Source organism: Pseudogemmobacter sp. TB195 (assembly GCF_058313095.1).
Window position 1 is genome coordinate 42,379 of the sequence record NZ_JBZEGG010000026.1, and the last position, 22,811, is coordinate 65,189.

Below are 22,811 nucleotides of genomic sequence, written 5' to 3' on the forward strand. Positions count from 1 at the left end.
AGCCATGAAAGCGAAGACACTGGACGATCTGTTTCACGATCTTCTTAAGGACGTCTACTACGCCGAGCGCAAGATCCTGAAAGCCTTGCCGAAAATGGCGCGCGCCGCGCAGTCGACGGAGTTGGGAACGGCTTTTGAGAAACATCATGACGAAACCCAGATCCATGTCGAGCGGCTCCAGCAGGTATTCGACATTCTGGGTAAGCCCGCACGCGGCAAGACCTGCCCGGCGATCGAAGGCATCCTCGATGAAGGCGAAGAGGTGATCGACAGCTTCAAGGGCTCGCCGGCGCTTGATGCCGGTCTGATCGCCGCAGCACAGGCCGTCGAACATTATGAGATCGCCCGCTACGGCACACTCAGAAACTGGGCGGAACTGATGGGTCAGGGCGAGATCGCACAGATCCTGCAAAAAACCCTCACCGAAGAAGAGGCGACCGACAGCGCACTGACGGAACTCGCCGACGGTTCGGTCAACCAGGCCGCGCTCGCCGCCGCCTGAGGCCGGTTCTGCCATCTGCTCCCGGTGGCGGCGCCGGCAGGGCTGGTTCTGCTCAGCTCGGAACCAGCCCCCTCTGGAGTGCTAGCGAGCCATGACCTGTGTCCTCGTCACATCTGCCTGCAGCTATCAAGGTCGCCATCTGGGTGCGTATCTGGGCGAGAGCCACTGGTGCCGGAACCGCGGTCCTGCGCATGGGCCGCCTCTACGGCACTCCGATGGATGGCAGCAAAACGATCAACGGAGAAACCGATCTTCTGCTATGCGATATTCTTCGGCGGGAACCGCCGCTGCTCCTCGAAGATGGCGGGCAAAGGGATGACTGGTTGCATGTCCGGGACGCAGCAAAGGCGATGTGTCATGCCCTGACATATTGCGACCGGACAATTCCCCCTCTCAACATCACGACAGGCATCGGTCACACTTCAGCCGAGGTCGCCCACCAGGTTGCACGTATCGCGTTTGGACAGGCCGGCTGCGTTACACCATTGGAAATGGCCTGCAGAGGGACCAGCCGATATCTCGCCGGATTGCCGGGCGCTGCAGAAGAGAGGATCGGCTTTGTTCCGGAATATTCACTTGCCGCGGGACTCGAAGACCTGGTTCACTGGCCAGGTCGGTCGGGATTCACAGGTCACGCCCGAGATATGCTGCAGCGGCTGCATGATGCGGCCGATCTGATCGGACCGCGGCCAGTCAGTTCTGCAAGACTTTTCAATGACGTACCGATCTGAGTCCTGTGACGACATGCCGATGTTTCTCGCAGGCCTGCCTCACCTGCTCCGAGCAAACCGATCCCCGTTTACGATGAATTCCCGCCACCGTACCCGATTGTCAGCACCCCACAACCGTTCCCCCTTGCCAAGAACAGGGCCCATCCTCACAGCGCGACAGGAGAGATCCCTACAGCCTGCAAGAATCCGCTGCCGCACCTTGCCTTTAGTCGCTTTGACGCCCCCATGATCGCCATGCAACTACGGCGAGAAGGTTTGGACTTGATCGGCACGCCGGAAAATATCAATGTTCCGGCGCAAAGACATCTTCCCTCGCAGATTTGAAGAGCGGGTTCAGCATCATGGAAACCGGACATGATCGGGTGATGGGTGATCAGGTCCGCGTGTTCGACTGGAGCCGGACTCCACTTGGCCCGCGCAGTACCTGGCCGGTTGCGCTCAAAATCACAGTCGACCTCATCCTGCGCTCTGACTTCCCCAAATGCCTGTGCTGGGGTCCGGAAATGATCACGATATACAATGATGCCTTTGTGCCGATCCTGGGGGAAAAAGCTCCCTGTCTCGGCCAGCCGTTCAGCCAGATCTGGGCTGAGGCCTGGCACGAAATCGGACCAATTGCGGAGCGCGCACTAGGCGGGCAATCGACGTTCATCCGGAACTACGAACTTCAGATCGAGCGCGGCAATGGGCCGGAAATCGGCTGGTTCACCTTCTGCTACAGCCCGGTGGCAGACGAGACTGGTGCCATTTGTGGTTTCATGGACACTGTGGTGGAAACCACGGGCGAGGTCCTGACCGCCCGCCGCAATCGCATTCTGAACGGCGAGCTACGACACAGGATCAAGAATGCCTATGCCAAGGCGGTGGCGATCATTCGCCTGACGTTCAGCCGCGCAACATCGACCGAGGAAGCGCTTGAAGCGGCTATTCGCCGCCTAACGCAGCTCGATCAGGCACAGCGCGCGCTGCTTGAGGACATCGACGGAAAACTCGACATCCGGACGCTGATCGCGGATGCCCTTGCCGGCAGCCTGCCGGAAAACCGGCTGGTCACCCGCGGTCCGCCGGTGATGATCGAGGCCGATCAGGTCTTCGCCCTCAGTCTTGCGCTTGGTGAACTGGCAACGAATGCCCTGAAATACGGGGCCTGGTCGAACGGCAGCGGCCGGGTGGCCATCGAGTGGACCCAACGCCGCGGCCGGTTTGAGCTTTTCTGGCGCGAGGAAGGCGGCCCACCGGTCACCGAGCCGACCGCCAGTGGTTTCGGAAGAGACCTGATTGAAACCGCGCTTCGCCAGGAATTTCGTGGTGACGCTATCCTGACGTTTGCGCCGCAGGGCGTTGTGTTTTCGCTCCGATCGCCGGCCGCCGCAGATCAGGAAGAATCTCAGATCAGTGGCTTGCCACCGGTCACCGCCACTGTCGCGCCCGATATGTAGCTCGACATCGGCTCGGCCAGCATAACATAGGCCGAAGCCAGTTCCACAGGCTGCGCCGGGCGCTTCATCGGATAATTTTCGCCGAATTTCGCCACCTTTTCACCCGACATGCTCGCCGGAATGAGGGGGGTCCAGACCGGCCCTGGCGCCACGCAATTCACACGGATTCCCTTGTCTGCAAGAAGTTGGGCCAGCCCTCCGGTGAAGTTCTGGATCGCCCCCTTCGTGGTGGCGTAGGCAAGCAGCGTCGGGTTCGGCATGTCGGCATTGATCGAGGCCGTGTTGATGATCGCGCTGCCCGGTCGCATATGCGGGACAGCAGCTTTGCAAAGCCAGAACATCGCATGGATGTTGACGGCAAAAGTGTGCTCCCATTCCTCATCTGAAACGGCCTCAAGTTCTTCGAACGTGTCCTGATGCGCAGCATTGTTGACCAGGATGTCGATCCGTCCGAATTCGGCGACAGCCTTGCCAATGACGGACCGGCAATGTGCCGGATCTGCGATATCTCCCGCGAGGCGGACACAACGTCTGCCGGCCTCTTCTATCAGGCCAGCGGTATCCAGCGCGTCTGCGGTCTCATCAAGATATACGAGCGCGATATCAGCCCCCTCGCGCGCATAAGCGATTGCAACGGCGCGCCCGATACCGCTGTCGGCCCCGGTAATCACCGCAACCATCCCGTCGAGGCGCCCGGCCCCACGCCAGCTTTCCTCGCCATGATCCGGGCGGGGCTGCATCGCCTGAAAACTTCCAGGAAGGTCCTGGGTCTGCTCGGGAAAAGGCGGTTTGGGATAGTCACGATGAAAACGGCCTGGGGAAGTCTTTCCGTCCCTATCCATCCTTTCATGGCCCGGGGCATTGGCGATGATCGTTGCAGTGGCATTCTCGTCTTTGGAACCCGTCATGGCTTCGTCTCCGCTATTGCCTTTCTCCGTCAACAAGAACCTCTCCCGTATGTTCCCTTCCCATTGCCTCACCGACCCCGGACAGCAAGTTCACGTGCCGAAAGGCTTCTTCCAAAACCTTTGCCGATTGCGGGAACTTCCTGCTCTTGCCTCCGTTCATCTCCTGTCGCGCCTGTTTCATCGTCCTCGACGGCCGCTGGCCTTCCGCCGAATGCCTAAGAGCGCGGCACCACCGCCGATGGCATCCTTCGCCATGAGACTTCAGCGCGGGACACTGGTGCTGTTCACGCCTCCCATTTCGGGGAAAGATTGACTGCAGCGCTGCCGCCACGACCTCAGCAAGGACCGGAAACATGACACAGCGAAAGCTGGCCTCCTTCCTGCCAGATCTTCGCGAGAGGCGCGTGATGATCGTCGAGGACGAGTACCTTGTGGCAGCCGATCTGGCGCGTTTTCTGGACCACCTCGGTGCGAAGGTCATCGGTCCGTTGCCGACAGTTGGGGAGGCGCTGGATTACTTTCACGCCGGCTCGATGCCCGACTTCGCGATGCTGGATGTGAACCTGAGAGGAGAAATGGTCTTTCCGGTAGCTGACTGCCTGATTGCAGCCGGAGTACCGCTCCTGTTCATCACAGGATATGATACGGGCGTATTGCCGTTGGCCTATGCAGGGGTGCCACGGCTGGAAAAGCCGATTGACCTCTGAGAAGCGGGTAACGTCCGACCGGGACCAAATATTAGGCGGATATCCGCAGATTCGCGGGCGTCAAAAATCAACCCTTTGAAATAATGTCATTATGTCGCAAATCTGCGCGGGTTGCACCATTCTGATCTTGGTTCATAGTAAGGAGAACGTGCCCGAACCGCGCAGGGTGCGTTGCATCAGTCCAAACCGAACTCGACGCGAGACGGAAGCAAGATGCAGACCCTGTCTGGCCAGAATATCATGATCGTTGAGGATGACTACTTCGTAGCCAATGAACTCGCTGATCACTTTAGGGCGGCGAAAGCTCATGTCCTTGGTCCATTCCCCAGCGTTATAGACGCCTCGGGCCATGTTGCTGCTGCAGACATGGCGGTGCTTGACCTGAATCTGCGCGACCAGAAGGTCTATCCTCTCGCGGATCGCCTTGTGGAAGCAGCCGTTCCATTCGTCTTCTACTCGGCCCAGAATATCGCCGATATTCCAAGACGCTTCGCACATATCTCACACCTGCCAAAGCCTCATGAGGCTGGCGAAGCAGTTGCGCTGCTGGAGCGGCAGATGCGGAGCCACGCACAGACGCTGGTATCCCTGCTGCCCAAGCTCCGACTCTCGGCGAGGCTTATCCTGTCAGATCCGCTCGCTGCCGACAGGCTGGTCGAAGCTACGTTTCTGCTGGCAATACAGGAACAATCTGCGCTGACCTCGGTTCCTCCATTGGAGAAATGGCTGCAACAGCTGATGGAGCGCGCAGTGGTTGAGCGGGGACGCGATCTGTTGAACTGAACCCGCTGTCGTTGCAGCGCGCATCGGTCTATGGTCACACACGCCTCTGCGACCTGTGCCAGGACCTTTCATGACCAATTCGCCCGAGACTGGCCCGGTGCAAGGGGCCGATGATTTACCGCAAGATATCGCCGCAGTAATCGGCATTGCTGTGACGGCACGTTCGCTTGATTCTCTTACCGGTATTCTCGCGTCCATCGAGCCTGGCCTTGGCGGCGTTTATCTGGTGGCAATCGGAGGAATTGATCCGCCAAGCCTGGATAAGGTGCTTGATCATGCTGCCGGCGCTTCAGCCCTGACGATTCTCGTAGCGGAAGATGGCGCGCCCCTGAGCCCGGAGCATGTCTATATTGCAGCTTCAAATCAGCTGATGACGCTGGACGCCGGCATGCTGTCGTTGAGGGATCGACAGGCAGACAGGACCACCGGGGCGGTGGATACCATGCTGGAATCCATTGCTCGCCGCGCGGGCCGCCGCTCTGTCGCAGTGATCCTGAACGGCCTTCACGACGAAGGCGTGGTCGGTTTGCGCGCCACCAAGGAATGTGGCGGGCTTTCCATCGGGGAATGGGACCCCGGCGACGAAGATGGGTCCGAAACAGCGGGGCCGTCCGGCGTGCTCGACCTGCGCGGTACCCCGAGCCGCATCGCGGCCGAAATCGACCTTTATATCGGCAATATCGCGGTTCTTCCCGACGCAAGCATTAGACTGACCGCCGAGGCCGTGGAATCGCAGATATCGGGGATCGTAGCGGCCCTGCGCCGCGTGACCGGCAATGATTTTCACGGCTACAAACGCGGCACCTTCGTCCGCCGGGTGCAGCGGCGGCTACTGCTGCTACAACTGCCGGATATTTCGGCCTATGTCGAGCTGTTACGGGAGAACCGCGAAGAGGTACAACGCCTGTTTCAGGATCTGCTGATCGGCGTGACACAGTTCTTCCGCGACCCTCAGGAATTCGAGCTTCTGGAACGCGAGATCCCGGCGCTGTTTCACGAAAAGCGGCCAGAGGATACGATCCGCATCTGGGTGCTCGGATGTGCGACCGGCGAAGAGGCATACTCTATCGCCATGTTGCTGAAGGAACATGCGTCCACTCTGGACTCTCCGCCCCGCATCCAGATCTTTGCCACCGATCTGGATGCCCGCGCACTCGGTCTGGCCCGGGCAGCGCGCTATGCGTCGACAATTGCCGAACACATCCGCGCCGACCGGCTGGATCGCTGGTTCACGCGCGAGGGCGACACCTACAGCGTGGTCAAGGAATTGCGCGAGATCTGCATCTTCTCGCCGCACAACTTGGTCAAGGATGCCCCTTTTTCGCGGATCGACCTGCTGTCCTGCCGCAATCTGCTGATCTACCTCAACGTCGAGGTGCAGGACCGCACGATCCCGCTTTTCCACTTTGCCTTGCGAAGCGGTGGCCTCCTGATGCTCGGATCATCGGAGAATGTGACACGGCATCAGACGCTCTTTGCCCCGATCGACCGCAAGAACAGGCTGTTCCGCAAGCTGGAGACGGCGACCAGAGTGATCCCGGACTTCCCGCCCGCCGTCCGTCAGCAGGCCAGCAGAGGTGCGGCCCCCGCGTCATCGGACCCCCTGCCGCTGTCACGTCTGTCGGATACCGTCAGCAAACAGGCGGATGCTGTCGCCGAGCGTTTCGCTCCCGGTTATGTGGTGGTGGATACCCAGTTCGAGGTGCTGCATTTCTCGGGCCGGATCGGCCGGTTTCTGGAGCCGCTCACCGGAACCGCATCCCTGAACCTGATCAACCTCGTCCATCGCGATCTGCGGGTCGAGCTGCGCTCGGCGCTTTATCGCGCGGTATCGGAAGGGGTCCGAGTCGACCTGCCGCGCCAACTGGTCCGGCAGGATGATCAGGCCCTCTGCGTGAACATCGTGATCGAACCGCTGAGCCGCGAGCACATCACCTCACTCGTGGTGGTGTTCCAACATGCGGGGATCGCGACGGCGGACACGGAACCCGCCGAGCCACCGGATTCCGACGATCATGTGCAAAGGCTTGAAAATGAGCTTCGCATCACCCGGGAGCGCCTGCAGGCCACCATCGAAGAACTGGAATCCACCAACGAAGAGCTGCGCTCGTCGAACGAGGAATACCAGTCGGTCAACGAAGAGCTGCAATCCACCAATGAGGAACTGGAGACCTCGAAGGAAGAGCTGCAATCGGTGAACGAAGAGCTCCAGACCGTCAATCTCGAGCTTGGTCACCAGATTCACGAGCTGGCGCGCAGCAATTCGGATATCAAGAACCTGCTGGAAGCTAGCCAGATCGCAACCATCTTTCTGGACAATGACCTGCGCCTGCGCAGTTTCACCGCCTCTGCCACAGAAGTCTTCCATCTGCTCGATACGGATATCGGCCGCCCGTTGGACCATGTCGTCACGCGGATCAGCTATCCGGAAATCCAGGAAGACATAAAAGGCGTGCTGCAAAACCTCATTCCAGTGGAACGCATCGTCGCTGATCTCGCGCGAGACCGGCATTATGCCGTGCGGGTCCTGCCCTATCGCAGCATCGACAATTTCATTGGCGGCACGGTTCTTACCTTCACCGACATGACCGCAACACGCAACGCAGAGCACGCGCTGCGCGACAGCGAAGAACGGCTTCATCGCCTGCTGGACGGGTTGCCACAACTGATTTGGCGCTCGGGTGAGCCGGGTGTCTGGACCTGGGCCAGCCCGCAATGGACCGCATATACCGGCCAGAGATCAGAAGAAGCGCTCGGCCTGGGCTGGTTGGATGCTGTCCATCCCGATGACCGTGACGCCGCACATACGGCATGGGCCGCGGCCGAGGCCGACGGCTTCGAGGTGGAGTTCCGGCTGAGATCTGCGGACGACGGTCTCTGGCGGTGGTTCAAGACCCGCGCGACACCGGTGCGCAATAGTGAAGGTCGCATCATCGAATGGCTGGGCACTTCGACCGATATCGACGAACTGCACAATCTTCAGGAGCGCCAGCGGCTACTGGTGGCCGAGTTGCAGCACCGGACCCGCAATCTGTTGTCGGTGGTGCGTCAGGTCGCGCAGCGAACCCTTCAATCTGCACGGGATCTTGTTGATTTCGGGCAGCGCTTTCGCGACCGGCTGGAAATGCTGGCACGGGTCCAGGGGCTCTTGTCGAGCCTGGATGAAAACGACGCAGTGCACTTTGACGAATTGGTGAAGAGCGCGCTCTCCGCCGTAGGCACGGACCCGGGAGAGAGGGTCAGGCTTGATGGCCCATCCGATGTGCCGCTGCGGCCCCTTGCGGTGCAGATGCTGGCGATGGCCTTGCATGAGCTTGCCACCAATGCTGTGAAGCATGGAGCCCTTGGGCAGTTGGGAGGGAAACTGCTGGTCGCCTGGCGGATCGAGGACATCGACCGCCCGCTCCTGCTTGTCGAATGGAGCGAGACTGGTGTGACAATCCCTGACACCACTCCCCGCCTTGGCCAGGGACGGGAGTTGATCGAAAAGGCCTTGCCCTATCAGTTGGACGCGATCACGACATTCCGGCTCGACGCCGACGGGGTTCGCTGCACGATCGCTCTGCCACTCTGATCCAGCGATCGTTTCTATCAGCGCGGGAACATTCCCCAAGCTTGACGATTGAATATCCATCGAGCAGCGGAGGACCAGTCTGATGAGTAAAGCACCTGAAAAGCCAGCCGCTCGCGACGCCCGTGGCGGAGTTGCGAGGATAGATAAAACATGCACTGAGATGCCGGTTTTTGACCGCGCCATCGAGGAGTTGCGTTGGACGCAAAACGACCCGCTTCCCGCCGATGAGGAAGGGAATATCCTACCGGGAAACGATCCTCTAGATGAGGACCCCAATGACAATGGGAACGAAGAGCAGGTCGACCCGGAAGATCGGCAACAACGACCGGCTCCTGAACCGGGCCCCAACAGTTAGAATCCCCGAAGCAGGACGCGGGAATTCGGCGGCCACATCTTTAGTGAACGCGATGCTGCATCTAGCCGGAGGTATACGCATCGTCATGATATCAGGACGAGCTATGGGCTCATCGAATGTGTGAGCCCGCAGAATTCATCCATAATTCACAGCGATGAGATCGCTGACCCGCGTCACTCCCAGATCCTCCATCAGCATTTGCCGGCCGCGGCTTACGCGGCTCTTCACGGTACCGATGGCGCAATCGCAGATCCGGGCAACATCCTGATAGCTTTCGCCGACGACGAACACTAGGACCAGCGCTTCCCGATACTGGCTCGGAAGCCGATCAATCGCCTGGATAACACGATTTCCGGCAATCTGGGCATCATGGCGCGGAAAGCAGATGACGTTGCCAGATACACAATCTGCGCGGCCCACGGGCTCGCGCGCACGCTTGTGGACACGCGTGAGAAACGAATTGCGCATGATGGTGAAAAGCCAGGCCCGCAGGTTGGTTCCTGGTTCAAAGCGTGCAGCGTTTGCAATCGCTTTCATCAGCGTTTCCTGAACGAGATCATCGACCTCATCACCGCCTCGCATCAGATTGCGCGCATAGATTCGGAGCGTCGGGATCATTTCGATCAACTCGTCCGAAGCTGCCCTGGTCTGGCTTCCGAACCCGCGTGGCGTCACCATGCTCTCTCTCCCTCAGCTTCTGTAACGGGAGACCAACCAGCCAGTGGACTCCAGGTTCCGAAGCTCCAGGGCAATCAGCGGTACTCCGCCAAAAAGTCAGGCCGTACGGTCAGTCTCATCGTCTGGCGCGAACAATTCGGTGCCTCGCATATCCAGAGCTCTGCCCAGTTCCGCCGCGAGTGCATGCAACCTGTCAGGCACAGGCTGAGCCGCGACCGCGCGCAAGAGGTCCTGCGTGGCAGCCCGAACAATTTCCTCTTCCTCGGAAGACGCCTCCGCATACTGTCCAGGGAAAGGAATAACCGAATTCACCATTGATCTGATCCAGCCAGTGTTGTCACGACAAAAGTTTACCCAACATCCCCGTCAGAATACAGCTATTTGCATCCAGCCGGGTAAATGTCCAGTAAGGCTGGCGGAAGTGATACATGGTCCATCCCTCTGCCGTACGGGTATGCCATCTTTTGCGGCAGAACGGGACGCCGCACTCACCTGCCATAGACGTTGTTGCTCCGGCTAACCCTGAGGTTGTTCCGGTCATGGTTCACGCCCCTACACCTGCCGGCGATAGCCTCTACCAGGTGCCGTGCAAGTTGAGAGTGAACAATGCCCGCCAGCGTGATCGCCCCCCCCGCATATAGTAACAGCGATCCCTGAGGCGTCCAGCCGATCATCGTCGGGGAGGCCGTCACATACATCCTCGAGAACACGCGTGTCAAAGCGCCATACGCTTCTGCCATTGGACGATTGCCTTTACGCTCTGCAGCCTTCGAGCCCTCACCTGACGCGATCGGCACTGCACCGCTGCCTGCAGCGACATGGCATCTCGCGCCTGCCTGATACGGCAGGCGACAAGCCGAAGCGGTCGAAGTTCAAACGCTACCCCATAGGGTTCTTCCACATCGACATCGCCGAGGTGCAAACCGCTGAAGGCAAATTATATTTGTTCGTGGGCATCGACCGAACGAGCAAATTCGCCGTGACCCAACTCGTCGACAAGGCTGACAGGAAGACAGCCTGGGAGTTCCTTCAGCATATGCTCGAATCCGTGCCCTATCAGGTCCATACCATTCTCACGGACAACGTCCTAGCTCGGGAAGGAAACGCGGTTTTGGGCATCAGATCACGGGGCATCCGTTCGCTCGGATGCCTTGAGAATAGTTGCCCAGGCGGGCTCCGCCGTCAAGAAGTGGTCTCTTCCATAGCAAATACAGGGTCGACCTGGTTGCCGCCCTCACCGTCCTTAAGACGAGATCCTAAATCCCAAGCGGAAGGCCCGACCATTATCTACGAGGTCGCGTCACGCGCCTCCACGGCTAGAAGAGAGAGGTCCTTCCGCCTGGGCTCGTCCCCTCGAAGAAGGGACGATAGGGTTCGCCGGATTTGATCACGGCGTGAATGGTGCGCGCCATCTTGGCTGCAATAGCGGTATAAGCTTTGCGCCGCAGATCCGGGTTTTGCCGATCTTTGGATATAGCGCTCGAATTTGTCGCGGTAGCTGTTGGTCTTTTTCATGACCGCCGTCTGCCCCGCCAGCCATAAAGTGCGGCGCAAGCGAGCATTGCCATACTTGGATATCTTGCTCCGGCCGCGGAACATGCCGGACTGGACTGTGGCCAGATCCATGCCGCAGAACTTCAGAAACTGCCGATGGTGGCGGAACCTGCGCAGGTCTCCCGTCTCGGCCAGGATGGTCAGGGCGTTGATCGGTCCGATGCCGGGAATGGTGCGTAGGAGCAGATAATCGGGCCGATCGCCGAGGAGCTCGACGGCGCGGTCTTCAATGGCATTGCGCTGCCGGATCAGACTTCTGCCTTCGGCCAGCATCAGGCGGAACATGCGGATGGCGTCCGACTCCGGGGAGACGGGCAGCCCCGCAGAAGTCTTCGCCGTCTAGTAAATATCTGACAACAGGAGAGACTTCTCGACCTTGCGCCCGATTACCTCCCAAGCGGTCTTGGTGAACTCCTCCTTGGTCAGCGCCGAGATCATGTGCGGAGAGGGGAACATCTCGAGGAAGGCCAGAAACCAGTCAGTGCGTGAACTGCGGTGGAAACGGTCGGCTTCCGGAAAGTAAAGCGGCAGGTAATGGGTCAGAATGCGGTGCCACAGCTCGGTCTTGGCCCGCGAGACGGGATCATGGGTCTTTGACAACTCCTGGATGTCGTTCGTGCCAGCCACCATCGGGTCCTGAAAGATCAGCACGGCACCAATTTGCAGCATATGCAAGATGACCTGGGCGTCCTTGGGATCATTTTTGTCCCAGCTGTTGTGCAAAGCCTCCCGGGTGCGGGCCAAGGCAACCGAAGAGACCAGCTTCAGGTCGAAACCGGCGACGCCAAGATGATACATCAGCACGCGATGGTAGTTGCCCGTGGCCTCAATACCGATCAGGACAGGCAGGCCGTATTCCCGCAAGATGTCGATGAGCCGCATGAAGTCATCAGTGCTGTTGGTGATCGTCAGGCGCCGCCGGCGCGTCTTGCCCGGGACCGCGATCAGCACCTCGTGCCGGTGCTTAGAAATGTCGATGCCTACCAGAACGCGGGCATCCGAAGTATGCTCAACCTTGGCCATAGCCGGTCTCCTCTGTGGTGTGGTTCGCAAAACCACCATAGAGACCTGAGACTCGGTTATGGCCGCCAGCTGCGCAATTTGTGGGCTGCGCAGGCGGCCATAACATCCAACGGCACGTCATTCCCGAGATGCTACGGGATCCAGTTCGCAGAGCAGCCACGGAACAGGAACACAATATACTCCCGGCCGATGCGCTTCGACATGATTTGCGAGGCCAACGGCATCGAGCACCGGCTGACCAAGCCCAACCATCCTTGGACCAACGGTCAGATCGAGCGCATGAACCGCACGATCAAGGACGCCACCGTTAAGCGCTTCCACCATGACAGCCACGATCAGCTGCGCACGCACCTCAGCGACTTTATGGCCGCCTACAACTTCGCACGCAGACTCAAGACCCAACATCGACGGCGTGGCTGGCTGGCGGTGCCGGAACCGCAGCATGACGGCAAACTGAACGCGGTGGGAGAGATCGGCCGAACCGACCGAGGCCGCACTCGACATCGTCTCGGGCGGCGAGGGTGGTAACAAAGCATTGCTTGTGGTCGATGGCGGCTTCCACTCGGTCAATCTGGACACCGGCGCCACCACCGAAGTCGGAAAGATCGAAGGCGCTCCACATCGCCATCTGGCCTGCAATGTGAGAAATGAGTTCTCCAGGCGGTTGGTTCCGAGTGCCGAGGCCCGGAGTTAAATGCCCCGGGCCTCACCAGCCAGACTCGGAACGATTACGGCTTTGTGATGCTCAATAACGAACGGAAGCGAGCGAGACCTTCGTATCATATGGGTGCGAATAACAGCACCGGCTGATCCAAAGTCTCATTCCAGCCGTATTCGTTGAAGTGAACCCCTGGAAAGGCGCCGATATGAGGCTCGAAGCTGCCATAGAGCTTGCTACGGCTGCACACCACGGCCAGACGCAGCGGGATGGAACACCTTTCATTGAGCATCCGCTACGAGTCATGCGCGCTGCGAGGACGGATGACGAACGTATCGTCGGCATTCTGCATGATGTTGTCGAGCGGAGCGAATGGACAATCGACGCGTTGAAAGTTGCCGGCCTTCGCCATGATCTGGCGGAGGCGGTAGACGCTCTCACCCGGCGCGAGGGCGAGGTTGACAGCGATCTGGTTCGGCGGGCCGCAAGCAATCCATTGGCGAGGCGGGTAAAAATTCTGGACCTTGAGGACAAGGCAAATATTGGGCGAGGCCGCGAAACCATTGAAGAGCACTCGGTCCGCCTCGCCCGTTATCTCGGATCATTGCTGGAACTTCGAAAGTAGGTCCTTGTCGCTGAGGCGAAAAAGCATGGAGTTCAATGGCGAGGACGAGAAACCTCCCATTCCGTGACCATCAGCGAAATCAACCATTCCTCCACATAGGAGTTTTGGTCGTAGGATGCCGCTTCCCTCAACGCGCGGATGAGGGTCCGCTCGACAAGAGTATCTGCTGCACCTTCTTCGATCACAAGCTCGCGGGCACGAGAGCGAAGAAGTGGCAGTAATCTGACGATGTCCTCACCCATCATTGCTCTCTGCTTTGGACACGGCCACGACAAGAGCCGGGCAGAAAGCATTCCACTGCTTTTCTTCCCGGTAAGAGAACGAGCACAGAAACTGGTTTGTTGAGACCATTCTGCACAATCTTGGGTAGTTTATCATAACACGGGCACCAACTTCGTCACGAAGTAGGGGCGGATGGAAAATTGCCGCCTGTTCGATCTGGCCCGACAAACCGAGCTGTTCTTGTCGGGGATGAAGCGCAAGGCACCGTGCGCACCAGCCTGTCAGTCCCGTATGCCGCGTCCAATGATCGCGTCGATATGCGCCTTGTGCTCCACCAGCCTCGGCAGGGTCTCGGCGGCGAACGCGTGAACCTCGCCGCCGTCGCCTGACGCCACGAAGGTGGAAAACAGCGTCACGGCCTCGGGATGGGCTGCGGCCTGCATATCGGCGTAGAGCATGTCGAAATCGCCGCCCTCGGCGCCCTCCAGCAGGGCCAGCATACCCTCATGCTTGGGGTCGAGGTCGTCCGCGACAGGGGCTTCCGCCGCTGCCTGCAGGGCTTCGGCGGCGGCGGTGTGATCGGCGATCATCTGTTCGGCGAAGTCCTTCAACGCGGGGGTCTGTGCCTTGGTCACCGCCAGTTCGCTGGAGCGGATCTCGAACGCGTTCGCTTTCGCGGCGGTCTGAACGAAGACCTCGGGCGCGATGTCCATCACCGCGACAACCTCCTGCGCCATGGCAGGGACGGTGCCGGTCATCAGGGCCGCAAGGGCCAGGCTGCATATCAGTTTCATGGTCATTCCTCCTGCGCCGTGAAGGCCTGTTTCAAATCGGCCACCGCCATGTCCATCGCTTCCGATGCGGCGCCGACCACCTTGCCCACCCCGAAGAACTCATGCGTGACGCCGGTGAACACCCGAAGATTGGTCTCCACCCCGGCCGCCTTCAATGCTGCCGCCAGCGCCTCGCCCTCGGACCGCAGCGGGTCTATTTCCGCAAGGATGTGGTGGCGGGCGGCAGATCGGCAAGGCTTTCCTGCCCCAGCAGGTTCAGGCTTGGATCGGCGGCTTCCTCGGGCGAGGTAAAGACGTGGCGGACGAACCATTCCATGTCGGCCTTGCCCAGCGGAGCGGCTTTGGCGTGTTCCTGATAGGACGGGGTGTCCATGTCATTGCCCGCAACCGGATAGACCAGCAGCTGCCGCAGCGGCATGGTCGCCTTCATGTCCCGCGCCATCAGGGCGACATTGGCCGCCAGGTTGCCCCCGGCGCTTTCGCCGGCGACGGCGATCCGTGCGGCATCGCCGTTCCAGTCGTGGATGTTCTCGACGATCCACTGATAGGCCGCCCAGGCGTCATCATGCCCGGCGGGGAACTTGTGCTCCGGCGCGTGGCGGTATTCGACCGAAACGGTGATCGCCTGCACCCCCGCCGTCAGCGCGCGGGGCGTGCCATCATAGACGTTCAGGTCCGCAAGCACCCAGCCGCCGCCGTGGAAATAGACGATCACCGGGAACGGGCCCTCCCCTTCGGGCCGGTAGACCCGTGCGGGCAGCGGTCCGGCATCGGTCGGGATGGAGATGTCCTCGGTCGCGATCCGTCCTTCGGGAGCCGAAGGGATGCGCTTTACCCATTGGACGGCCTTGGCGGCGTCGGCCGGGGTGGCCTGGCTGCGGGCGGCGGGCACGTCCAGCGTGTGGATCGGCTTGGCCTGCAGCTCGACCAGCTTGTCGAGCACCGCCTGCATGTCGGGCGCGGGTTCAGCCAGCGTAAGACCCGTGGACAGACCAAGCGCGAGGGCGGACAGTCGGATCAACATCATTCTCTCCCTTCGATGGGTCAGCGTTCGAACTGGCCGATGATCTCGCCCTTGGCGAGGACATGGCCCCGCATCGCGGACAGGATCTCGGATCGGTTGGCACCGGGCTTCAGGCCAAGGCTGCCGACGTCCAGCGCGAAGATCTGGAAGTGATAGCTGTGCGGCGGGTCGTCCACCGGCGGTTTGGGGCCGAAATAGCCGGTGCCGCCGGTGTCATTCGTGCCCTGCTTCGCGCCCTTCGGATCTAGGAGCAGCGGCTCGGTCGGCAGGCCCTCCCGCAAGGCGGTCACATCGGCGGGAAGGTCGTAGAGCAGCCAGTGGTTGAAGAGTTTCGGCGCGGCTGCGTCGGGATCATCCGCGATGATCACGAAAGACTTCGTCCCCTCCGGCGCGCCCTGCCATGACAGCGGGGGCGAGGCGTTGTCTCCATCTGCCGAATGTTGCTCGGGGATGGGCTCTCCATTCCCGAAGGAGGAGGTGATCTCGACCGCGCCATCCGCCTCGAACAGGTCAAGTGCGATGGGGCCGGGGGTCAGGGGCAGGATCGGGTTTGGCATCTCTGCGCGTCTCTCCGCCTCTGGTTCCGCCGCGCCCGTGGCCGAGATTCGATAGATTACGCCCTGATCATCGTCCGACACGAAAATGGCGCCATCCGGGGCCACGGCCACGCCCGCAAGACGGCCCAGATAGCCCCAGCTTTCCCCGTCCTGCACCAGAAAGCCGGTCAGAGAGGGCTCGATCGCCACCGGCTGGCCCCGCTCGAAGTCGATGCGGACCACCTCATAGCCCGCAGGCGGGCGGCGGTTCCAGGATCCGCGCATGGCAACAAAGGCGTCGCCATGCCATTCGGGGAACATCGCGCCATCATAGAAGGCCAGCTGCATCGGCGCCGCATGGGCAGTGTAGCCGAGCACGGGATCGGTGGACATCTCCGCCCAGGCCTCGAGGCTGATCCCATTGGGGGGATTGTCCTGCGGGTTGAACTCGCCCATGCCGTGGACATAGGGCCAGCCATAGCCGTGCCCTTGCCGGATCTGGTTCAGTTCCTCGACCTGCGCTTCGTCGCCCAGCCAGTCGATTCCGTGATCCATGCCCCACAGCTGGCCCGATCCGGGTTGCCAGTCGAAGCCGATGGTATTGCGCAACCCCTTGGCAAAGATGGTGCGGCTGGTTCCATCAGGTTTCGCGCGCAGGATCGTGGCGCTTTCCGGGTTGGTCTCGGCACAGGCGTTGCAGGTGGATCCTGCCGAAATGTAAAGCATCCCGTCCGGCCCCATGCCCAAGGTGCGGTTCGGATGCTGCCCGCCATCGGGCAGGTCGTTGATGATCCGGGGCAGCGGTCCGAAGGTGCCATCCGCAGCTACATCGGCCACATAGACATCGTTGACCGTGGCGAGATAGACCCTGCCGCCGTCAAAGGCGATGCCGTGCATCCCCGGACGGCTGGCCACCGTGACCGGTGCCTCGGCGATGCCATCCCCATCCTCGTCCCGCAGAAGCACCACATCTCCCACGCTGCGGCGGGTGGCATAGAGGTGACCGGCTTCAGACACGGCCAGCATGCGCGGATTGACCAGGTCGCGGGCGAAGACCTGGATCTGCGCCCTGTCCGGCACATTCAGCATGGCGGCAAGGCCTTCGCTGTCCGGCAGGTCGATGGGGCTAGGCTCCAGGATCGAGCCATTGATGGTGACGTCGGAATAAAGGCCGACCTCCCCCTCGGGCTGCGCCCAGAGCGGGCTGGCGACGGCCAGAATCGCGCAAACGCAATGTGGTGGGCGAAGTCGCATGGTGCTGCTCCCGCTTGGTGAAGGGACGCGGCCCCGGTCGGGGCCGCGTCCCGGTCCGGTCAGTTGGCCATCGGCATGTTCGAGCGACCCAAGGTGGTCGGGTCGTTTTCGTCATAGGCCGGCAGCGCTTCCAGCTGTTCGCGGGTCCAGGGCAGGTAGACCCGGGTTTCGCTGTCGCTGCGATAAATCGCCAGATCGGTGATCGGCACGGCGATGCGATGCTCGCCCATGCCAAGGAAGCCGCCAATGTCCAAGACGGCATGGGTCGCCTCGCCGGCGCCGGCAGTCACGCCCGGGGTCAGTTTGTCATTGGCGCCGGTAGGTGTTGTGGTGCCCGTCGCATTTGCGTCAGGGGCAGTTCCGGTGCCATCGGTTGCTGCACCATCCGCCGCATCTCCGGTGGCTCCGGTATGAACGTTGTCCGAGGGCGCCGTGGTCTCAGATGTGCCGGTTCCGCTGGCGCCATCGGACGACATCATTGGATCGGTGCTGGTTGACCCTTCGACAGCCGTCCCGGTGTTGGCGCCATCATTCTCTCCGGTGGCCGCTTCGCCAGATGGGGCTCCTGCCGTGCCTGCGGTGCCAGCATCCGGCGCAGCGCTGCCATCCATGGCGCCGTCTGTGGCCGACCCTTCCGGCATCGCGCCAGTCGTGCCGCCGCTGCTGTCCGGCGACATGCCGGTCCCGGTCATTGTATCGGTATCTGTGCTGCTATCAGGGACAGTGCCCCCAACGCCTTCGGGTGTACTGCCGCCTGATGCACCGATGTCCAGCACCAGATCATGCACATCCCCGATGGACTCGCCAGTGGCGTCATAGATCGTCGCACCCAACAAATCTTCGGCGGTCAGGGAGATGTCCTGCCGCACGAAGCCTTCCGGCGCAGTGATTTCCGGCATCATGACGCCGTCGCCCGGCACCGCCGGATCGGTGGTTTGCGCGATGAGAGATGTGGCTGCAAAGGCCGACACGAGCATCGTAGTCAAAAGCAAATTCTTCATTGTCTTCTCCTCCTTCATTCAGTCGCCGGACCGCGGCGACACGGTTGGTTTCGTCAGATCCGGGAGAACAGCCGCGCGAGCCCCGCATCCGTCACGACCGCACAGGCCTCTGAGCGGCTCAGCCATATTCGTCTGCGGTCATCGACCTCTCTCCATTCGGAAAACTCCTCTTTCACCCGCAGGGGAAAGACCGCGACACGCACCGGCAGCACACAATCGTCAAACACCTTCGAATAGCTGTAGTGCCCCAGCGGACGGGCCTTGATCCGACCCGCAACCCCCGCCTCCTCCATCGCCTCGATGGCGGCGACTTCGGGGCCGGTGTGACGGCGCATGGGCCAGCCCTTCGGAATGATCAGCCTCTTTGTCCGGCGCGAGGTGATCAGCAGGATTTCGACCCCGCTTTCGCCCTTGCGCCAGGGCAAGGCCGCAACCTGATCAAGCACATCCTTTCGGCGCAGCGCCCGCAGGACTGTTGCGGGCTTCGGGGCCATATTCAGCGACCGGCCTGGAGATCCAACTCGTCGCGGGACAGGAAGATGCGCACGGTCTCGTCCATGTGATCAAACAGCCAGTCCGCCATGTCCTGTTCTTCGGCGAGGATTTGCTCGAAAATGGCGACTGCGGTGGTGTCCCCCAATTGGGTGGCGGCGGCGATCAGCACCTTGTAGGCGATGATCTCCATATGCTCGAAGGTGTAGCTTGCCATGCTGCCCTTAACGACCTCGTCGCTAGCGAATATCCCGCTCAGCGCCTGACCGGTCGCCGCCATTTTGCCCATCGCATCCTTCAGCATCGAAGTGCCTTCGGCGCTGCTGTTCAGCAAATCCCGCAAGGCAACGGCCTGACGCTCCGTTTCACCGATGTGCCGCTCGATCCTGGCGCTGAGGTCGGGGTAATTCTCGAGACGCGACAGCATGCCCCGCATCATCGTCATCGCCTGCTCTTCCATGGCATGCGCATCGCGCAGCCATGCAGTATAATTTCTGCGAATTTCTTCCATTTTGCTTGTCCTTTTCATCGGGATCAGCGTGAAGCCAAGAAACAGGGGGGCACGAAGCCCCCCTGCCGATGCCGGTATCAGCGGCGGCGATTTTCCCAGCCACGGCGCGACGCTTCGGAATGGCCTTCGCTGTCCCCGAACCAGCCGCCTTGACCGTGATCGCGACCAGAGTCACTGTCCCGGCCGCGCGACGAGCGGCGGTCGTCATCGTCATAACGGCTTGACGAACGGCTATAGGAGCCACGGCTGTCGTCGTCCCGACGGTTGTCCCAGCCACGGCGCGAGGCCTCGGAGTGACCTTCCCGGTCCCCAAACCAGCCACCCTGACCGTGATCGCGCCCATAGTCGTCATCCCGGCTGCGGGAGTAGCGGCGGTCGTCATCATCGTAACGACCGGACGCCCGGCTGGAGGAGCCGCGACCATCATCGCGCCGGCCTTCCCAGCCCCGCCGCGATGCCTCCGAATGACCTTCCCGGTCGCCGAACCAGCCACCCTGACCATGATCGCGGCCATAGTCGTCATCCCGGCTGCGGGAATAGCGACGGTCATCATCGTCATGGCGGCTCATCGACCGGCCGCCACGGCCCCGGTCATCGTCACTGGTAAACCGGCCGCGTGAATCCCGGTCCTGATCGCCGCGATCATCATAGCCACCCGACCTGCGCCCAGACCGGCCGCGATCATCGTCGTCACTCATGAAGCGGCCGCGGGAATCGCGGTCACGATCATTGCTCCCGGAACGACCACCGCCGCGATTATCGTCATCGCTGACGAACCGGCCGCGCGAGTCACGTTCGGACATATCATTGTTTCTAGGCATTTCTTCCTCCACTTTCAGGGGTTCTGGCATATTCCGGGCGCGACGCACCGTGGCGAGGCGTCGGAAAAACCTGCGGCAGTGACCAGTCGGCGCTGCCATGTTTCTGAGTTGCACATGCGATGACTTCGGCATGCGGGGTTTGAACAGGACATCAGCGACAATGTTCCTGTGCGCCCTGTTTTTATCGAGACGAGGTCAGAACCCGCCAAAGCGGACTGGGCTCGGCACCGGAACATTTCGCGCAGGCGGCGGTTCGACTGGGGACATCATCGCTAGGGCCCGTCATGACCAAAAACCCAAAGTCCGTTCCGCAGAAGGAGCGCCCTTCCGAGGAAAGCGGTGCCGGGGTGGTTTCTCCCGAGGCGCTGCGCCGTCCTTCACCGAATGTCATCGACCAGCGCCAGCAACAGATCGACCCCGCAGGCAGGCACCGTATCGACCCGGATGCCCGGCCCAGTGGCAACACCAAACAGCCCGGCGGGTCCGGGACGACCAGCACGCCAAATGCCAGCCATGGAGACGAAGATGCCGAAATCCAAAAACGCCAGGATACATGACCAGACCCTTACCCGGGGCAGTGGTGGCGAATTGCACCAGATCGCCGATGCCGGATTCGAAACGCTGACCACTGCGCAAGGCGGGCCTGTCGCGGACGACCAAAATTCCCTGAAGATCGGCGCACGCGGCCCGGCGCTGATCGAGGACTTCCACTTCCGCGAGAAGATGTTCCACTTCGATCATGAGCGGATTCCCGAGCGCGTGGTTCACGCCCGGGGCTACGGCGCGCATGGCTTCTTTGAGACCTTTGAATCGCTTGCGCACTTTACCCGCGCCGACATCTTTCAGCGGGCGGGCGAAATCACCCCTGTTTTTGTTCGCTTCTCCACCGTCGCCGGCTCAAAGGGCAGTTTCGATCTGGCCCGCGATGTGCGCGGTTTCGCGGTGAAGTTCTACACGAAGGAAGGCAACTGGGACCTCGTCGGTAACAACATTCCGGTCTTCTTCATTCAGGATGCTATCAAGTTCCCAGATGTCATCCATGCGGTGAAGCCCGAGCCTGACCGTGCCTTTCCGCAGGCGCAGTCGGCGCATGACAATTTCTGGGATTTCATCAGCCTTACCCCGGAATCCATGCATATGATCATATGGGTGATGTCAGATCGCGCGATCCCGCGCTCGTTCCGCTTCATGGAAGGGTTTGGCGTCCACACTTTCCGACTTCTGGATGCGGATGACAAATCTATCTTCGTAAAATTCATCTGGAAGCCCAAGCTGGGGCTGCAATCGGTGATGTGGAACGAGGCGGTCAAGATCAACGGCGCCGATCCCGATTTCCATCGTCGCGATCTATGGAATGCCCTTCAGGCCGGAGATTTCCCGGAATGGGAGCTGTGTCTGCAGATCTTCGATCAGGATTTTGCTGACAGTTTTGATTTCGATGTGCTGGACCCGACCAAACTCATTCCCGAAGAGGTGATCAAACCTGTTCCGGTGGGGCGGCTGGTGCTGGATCGGATGCCCGATAACTTCTTCGCCGAGACTGAACAGGTCGCCTTCATGACTCAGAACGTGCCGCCGGGGATCGACTTTTCCGACGATCCGCTGCTGCAAGGCCGCAATTTCAGCTATCTCGACACACAGCTGAAACGTCTGGGTAGCCCGAATTTCACCCATATCCCGATTAACGCGCCGAAATGCCCCTTCGCGCATTTCCAACAGGATGGGCATATGGCGATGCGCAATCCGGTCGGCCGGGTGAACTATCAGCCGAACTCGCATGGCACCGGCCCGCGTGAAGACCCGAAACGCGGCCACCACAGCCACGCCACTCCGCCCGATGGCGAAAAGCAACGACTGCGCCCTGAAAGCTTCGCCGATCACTACAGCCAGGCGCGGCAGTTCTATCTCAGCCAGACCGCGATCGAGCAAAAGCACATCGCCAATGCACTGATCTTCGAACTGTCGAAATGCGAAATTCCGGTGATCCGCGAGCGCATGGTTTCGCATCTGCTGAACATCGACGGCCCGCTGGCCGAGATGGTCGCCGACAAGCTGGGAATCGAAACCCTGCCCGACCCCGCCGATACCGCGACGCCACCGCGTGATCTGGATCCGTCTCCCGCGCTCAGCATTATCAGCAACCCGCCCGCCAGCTTTGCGGGTCGCAAGGTGGGAGCGCTGATCTGCGACGGGATCGACGCGGCTCTGGTCGCCGATCTGGCCGCCGCGCTGGCGGATGAAGGCGCCACGCTGGAGATTGTTGCCCCCAAGGTGGGTGGCGCCCGAGCAAAAGATGGTAGCCTGACCCCGGCGATGCACATGATCGATGGAGGGCCATCGGTGCTGTTCGACGCCGTTGCGCTGATCCTGACGCCAGAGGGTGCAGACCGGCTGGCAGGCGATGTGGCGGCCCGCGATTTTGTCAGCGATGCCTTCGCGCATTGCAAGTTCATCGCCTATACGCCCGGGGCCGCAGGATTGTTGGAGGCAATCGGTATCGACGCCGCGGCGGATGAAGGGCTGATCCCTCTGGAACCCGGCAGCAGCGCAGATTTCGTAGCCGCCTGCCGTGCGCTGCGACTATGGGCGCGCGAGCGTGTCCTCAAACCCTGACGCGCA

At 60.9% G+C, this 22,811-nt stretch carries 21 protein-coding genes and 3 pseudogenes; 12 read left to right on the forward strand and 12 right to left on the reverse strand.

What is annotated here, in order from left to right; translation table 11 throughout:
* Nucleotides 1–4: 4 nt before the first annotated feature.
* The 3 genes from AC4FS3_RS22290 to AC4FS3_RS22300 all read left to right on the forward strand — a co-directional run bounded on the left by AC4FS3_RS22290 (nt 5) and on the right by AC4FS3_RS22300 (nt 2,672).
* Nucleotides 5–502, forward strand: coding sequence for a YciE/YciF ferroxidase family protein (locus AC4FS3_RS22290; RefSeq protein WP_491022367.1), 498 nt, complete (start codon nt 5–7; stop codon nt 500–502).
* A 143-nt stretch (nt 503–645) separates the two neighbouring features.
* Nucleotides 646–1,233, forward strand: coding sequence for an NAD-dependent epimerase/dehydratase family protein (locus tag AC4FS3_RS22295; RefSeq protein WP_491022411.1), 588 nt, complete (start codon nt 646–648; stop codon nt 1,231–1,233).
* A 383-nt stretch (nt 1,234–1,616) separates the two neighbouring features.
* Nucleotides 1,617–2,672, forward strand: coding sequence for a sensor histidine kinase (locus tag AC4FS3_RS22300; RefSeq protein ID WP_491022368.1), 1,056 nt, complete (start codon nt 1,617–1,619; stop codon nt 2,670–2,672).
* Here the strand turns inward: AC4FS3_RS22300 and AC4FS3_RS22305 are convergent.
* A complete protein-coding gene (locus tag AC4FS3_RS22305; RefSeq protein ID WP_491022412.1) occupies nt 2,621–3,514 on the reverse strand; it encodes an SDR family oxidoreductase in 894 nt (297 codons plus the stop codon). The genes AC4FS3_RS22300 and AC4FS3_RS22305 overlap by 52 nt on opposite strands.
* Before the next feature lie 473 nt (nt 3,515–3,987).
* On the opposite strand from AC4FS3_RS22305, the gene AC4FS3_RS22310 reads away from it, so the two are divergent.
* From AC4FS3_RS22310 to AC4FS3_RS22325, 4 genes are all read left to right on the forward strand, one after another.
* Complete coding sequence (locus AC4FS3_RS22310) at nt 3,988–4,287, forward strand: response regulator (protein ID WP_491022369.1); 300 nt, start codon at nt 3,988–3,990, stop codon at nt 4,285–4,287.
* A 213-nt stretch (nt 4,288–4,500) separates the two neighbouring features.
* Nucleotides 4,501–5,070 (forward strand): response regulator, encoded by a 570-nt coding sequence (locus tag AC4FS3_RS22315; protein ID WP_491022370.1) that lies wholly within the window; start codon nt 4,501–4,503, stop codon nt 5,068–5,070.
* A gap of 70 nt (nt 5,071–5,140) precedes the next feature.
* Nucleotides 5,141–8,644, forward strand: coding sequence for a CheR family methyltransferase (locus AC4FS3_RS22320; RefSeq protein ID WP_491022371.1), 3,504 nt, complete (start codon nt 5,141–5,143; stop codon nt 8,642–8,644).
* Nucleotides 8,645–8,726: 82 nt separating this feature from the next.
* On the forward strand, nt 8,727–8,999 hold the full coding sequence (locus tag AC4FS3_RS22325; RefSeq protein WP_491022372.1) for a hypothetical protein: 273 nt from the start codon (nt 8,727–8,729) through the stop codon (nt 8,997–8,999).
* 135 nt (nt 9,000–9,134) lie between these two features.
* Here the strand turns inward: AC4FS3_RS22325 and AC4FS3_RS22330 are convergent, their stop codons facing one another.
* The gene (locus tag AC4FS3_RS22330; RefSeq protein ID WP_491022373.1) at nt 9,135–9,677 is read right to left on the reverse strand and encodes a sigma-70 family RNA polymerase sigma factor; all 543 of its coding nucleotides are present in this window, start codon (nt 9,675–9,677) and stop codon (nt 9,135–9,137) included.
* A 718-nt stretch (nt 9,678–10,395) separates the two neighbouring features.
* Here AC4FS3_RS22330 and AC4FS3_RS22335 point away from each other — a divergent pair.
* Nucleotides 10,396–10,761: pseudogene (locus AC4FS3_RS22335) on the forward strand (transposase family protein); the annotation flags it as partial.
* Between the two features lie 232 nt (nt 10,762–10,993).
* Here AC4FS3_RS22335 and AC4FS3_RS22340 read toward each other — a convergent pair.
* Nucleotides 10,994–12,254: pseudogene (locus AC4FS3_RS22340) on the reverse strand (IS110 family RNA-guided transposase).
* A gap of 69 nt (nt 12,255–12,323) precedes the next feature.
* On the opposite strand from AC4FS3_RS22340, the pseudogene AC4FS3_RS22345 reads away from it, so the two are divergent.
* Nucleotides 12,324–12,653 (forward strand): annotated as a pseudogene (locus AC4FS3_RS22345) (integrase core domain-containing protein); the annotation flags it as partial.
* Between the two features lie 467 nt (nt 12,654–13,120).
* Nucleotides 13,121–13,537 carry a hypothetical protein gene (locus AC4FS3_RS22350; protein ID WP_491022374.1) on the forward strand — a complete coding sequence of 139 codons (417 nt, stop codon included), beginning with the start codon at nt 13,121–13,123 and terminating at the stop codon, nt 13,535–13,537.
* A gap of 32 nt (nt 13,538–13,569) precedes the next feature.
* Here the strand turns inward: AC4FS3_RS22350 and AC4FS3_RS22355 are convergent, their stop codons facing one another.
* The 9 genes from AC4FS3_RS22355 to AC4FS3_RS22395 all read right to left on the reverse strand — a co-directional run bounded on the left by AC4FS3_RS22355 (nt 13,570) and on the right by AC4FS3_RS22395 (nt 20,174).
* Nucleotides 13,570–13,779: a hypothetical protein gene (locus AC4FS3_RS22355; protein ID WP_491022375.1), complete on the reverse strand. Its 210-nt coding sequence runs from the start codon at nt 13,777–13,779 to the stop codon at nt 13,570–13,572.
* Between the two features lie 261 nt (nt 13,780–14,040).
* Entirely contained in the window at nt 14,041–14,559 is a 519-nt protein-coding gene (locus tag AC4FS3_RS22360; RefSeq protein ID WP_491022376.1) for a DUF4142 domain-containing protein, read from the reverse strand.
* On the reverse strand, nt 14,556–14,693 hold the full coding sequence (locus tag AC4FS3_RS22365) for a hypothetical protein (RefSeq protein WP_491022415.1): 138 nt from the start codon (nt 14,691–14,693) through the stop codon (nt 14,556–14,558). The genes AC4FS3_RS22360 and AC4FS3_RS22365 overlap by 4 nt, the downstream gene beginning before the upstream one ends.
* Nucleotides 14,694–14,746: 53 nt before the next feature.
* The gene (locus AC4FS3_RS22370; RefSeq protein WP_491022377.1) at nt 14,747–15,577 is read right to left on the reverse strand and encodes an alpha/beta hydrolase; all 831 of its coding nucleotides are present in this window, start codon (nt 15,575–15,577) and stop codon (nt 14,747–14,749) included.
* Nucleotides 15,578–15,597: 20 nt separating this feature from the next.
* On the reverse strand, nt 15,598–17,367 hold the full coding sequence (locus AC4FS3_RS22375; protein WP_491022378.1) for a YbhB/YbcL family Raf kinase inhibitor-like protein: 1,770 nt from the start codon (nt 17,365–17,367) through the stop codon (nt 15,598–15,600).
* A 59-nt stretch (nt 17,368–17,426) separates the two neighbouring features.
* Nucleotides 17,427–18,368: a PRC-barrel domain-containing protein gene (locus tag AC4FS3_RS22380; protein WP_491022379.1), complete on the reverse strand. Its 942-nt coding sequence runs from the start codon at nt 18,366–18,368 to the stop codon at nt 17,427–17,429.
* 53 nt (nt 18,369–18,421) lie between these two features.
* A complete protein-coding gene (locus AC4FS3_RS22385) occupies nt 18,422–18,862 on the reverse strand; it encodes an NUDIX hydrolase (RefSeq protein ID WP_491022380.1) in 441 nt (146 codons plus the stop codon).
* Nucleotides 18,863–18,864: 2 nt separating this feature from the next.
* On the reverse strand, nt 18,865–19,371 hold the full coding sequence (locus AC4FS3_RS22390; RefSeq protein ID WP_491022381.1) for a ferritin-like domain-containing protein: 507 nt from the start codon (nt 19,369–19,371) through the stop codon (nt 18,865–18,867).
* Between the two features lie 77 nt (nt 19,372–19,448).
* Nucleotides 19,449–20,174, reverse strand: a complete 726-nt coding sequence (locus AC4FS3_RS22395; RefSeq protein ID WP_491022382.1) for a hypothetical protein — start codon at nt 20,172–20,174, stop codon at nt 19,449–19,451.
* Between the two features lie 302 nt (nt 20,175–20,476).
* Here AC4FS3_RS22395 and AC4FS3_RS22400 point away from each other — a divergent pair, with 302 nt between their 5' ends.
* Complete coding sequence (locus tag AC4FS3_RS22400) at nt 20,477–20,749, forward strand: hypothetical protein (RefSeq protein ID WP_491022383.1); 273 nt, start codon at nt 20,477–20,479, stop codon at nt 20,747–20,749.
* The gene (gene katE / locus AC4FS3_RS22405) at nt 20,706–22,805 is read left to right on the forward strand and encodes a catalase (RefSeq protein WP_491022384.1); all 2,100 of its coding nucleotides are present in this window, start codon (nt 20,706–20,708) and stop codon (nt 22,803–22,805) included. The genes AC4FS3_RS22400 and katE overlap by 44 nt, the downstream gene beginning before the upstream one ends.
* The last annotated feature ends 6 nt before the right edge of the window (nt 22,806–22,811 follow it).

Excerpts from the sequence above, each read along its gene's own strand:
- AC4FS3_RS22310 (WP_491022369.1), top strand. The coding sequence starts at position 3,988 with ATGATCGTCGAGGACGAGTACCTTGTGGCAGCCGATCTGGCGCGTTTT.
- AC4FS3_RS22375 (WP_491022378.1), bottom strand. The coding sequence starts at position 17,367 with ATGCGACTTCGCCCACCACATTGCGTTTGCGCGATTCTGGCCGTCGCC.
- AC4FS3_RS22305 (WP_491022412.1), bottom strand. The coding sequence starts at position 3,514 with ATGGATAGGGACGGAAAGACTTCCCCAGGCCGTTTTCATCGTGACTAT.
- AC4FS3_RS22380 (WP_491022379.1), bottom strand. The coding sequence starts at position 18,368 with ATGAAGAATTTGCTTTTGACTACGATGCTCGTGTCGGCCTTTGCAGCC.
- AC4FS3_RS22370 (WP_491022377.1), bottom strand. The coding sequence starts at position 15,577 with ATGTTGATCCGACTGTCCGCCCTCGCGCTTGGTCTGTCCACGGGTCTT.
- AC4FS3_RS22315 (WP_491022370.1), top strand. The coding sequence starts at position 4,501 with ATGCAGACCCTGTCTGGCCAGAATATCATGATCGTTGAGGATGACTAC.
- AC4FS3_RS22330 (WP_491022373.1), bottom strand. The coding sequence starts at position 9,677 with ATGGTGACGCCACGCGGGTTCGGAAGCCAGACCAGGGCAGCTTCGGAC.
- AC4FS3_RS22355 (WP_491022375.1), bottom strand. The coding sequence starts at position 13,779 with ATGGGTGAGGACATCGTCAGATTACTGCCACTTCTTCGCTCTCGTGCC.
- AC4FS3_RS22290 (WP_491022367.1), top strand. The coding sequence starts at position 5 with ATGAAAGCGAAGACACTGGACGATCTGTTTCACGATCTTCTTAAGGAC.
- AC4FS3_RS22385 (WP_491022380.1), bottom strand. The coding sequence starts at position 18,862 with ATGGCCCCGAAGCCCGCAACAGTCCTGCGGGCGCTGCGCCGAAAGGAT.
- AC4FS3_RS22400 (WP_491022383.1), top strand. The coding sequence starts at position 20,477 with ATGACCAAAAACCCAAAGTCCGTTCCGCAGAAGGAGCGCCCTTCCGAG.
- AC4FS3_RS22320 (WP_491022371.1), top strand. The coding sequence starts at position 5,141 with ATGACCAATTCGCCCGAGACTGGCCCGGTGCAAGGGGCCGATGATTTA.
- AC4FS3_RS22360 (WP_491022376.1), bottom strand. The coding sequence starts at position 14,559 with ATGACCATGAAACTGATATGCAGCCTGGCCCTTGCGGCCCTGATGACC.
- katE (WP_491022384.1), top strand. The coding sequence starts at position 20,706 with ATGGAGACGAAGATGCCGAAATCCAAAAACGCCAGGATACATGACCAG.
- AC4FS3_RS22350 (WP_491022374.1), top strand. The coding sequence starts at position 13,121 with ATGAGGCTCGAAGCTGCCATAGAGCTTGCTACGGCTGCACACCACGGC.
- AC4FS3_RS22395 (WP_491022382.1), bottom strand. The coding sequence starts at position 20,174 with ATGTCCGAACGTGACTCGCGCGGCCGGTTCGTCAGCGATGACGATAAT.
- AC4FS3_RS22390 (WP_491022381.1), bottom strand. The coding sequence starts at position 19,371 with ATGGAAGAAATTCGCAGAAATTATACTGCATGGCTGCGCGATGCGCAT.
- AC4FS3_RS22325 (WP_491022372.1), top strand. The coding sequence starts at position 8,727 with ATGAGTAAAGCACCTGAAAAGCCAGCCGCTCGCGACGCCCGTGGCGGA.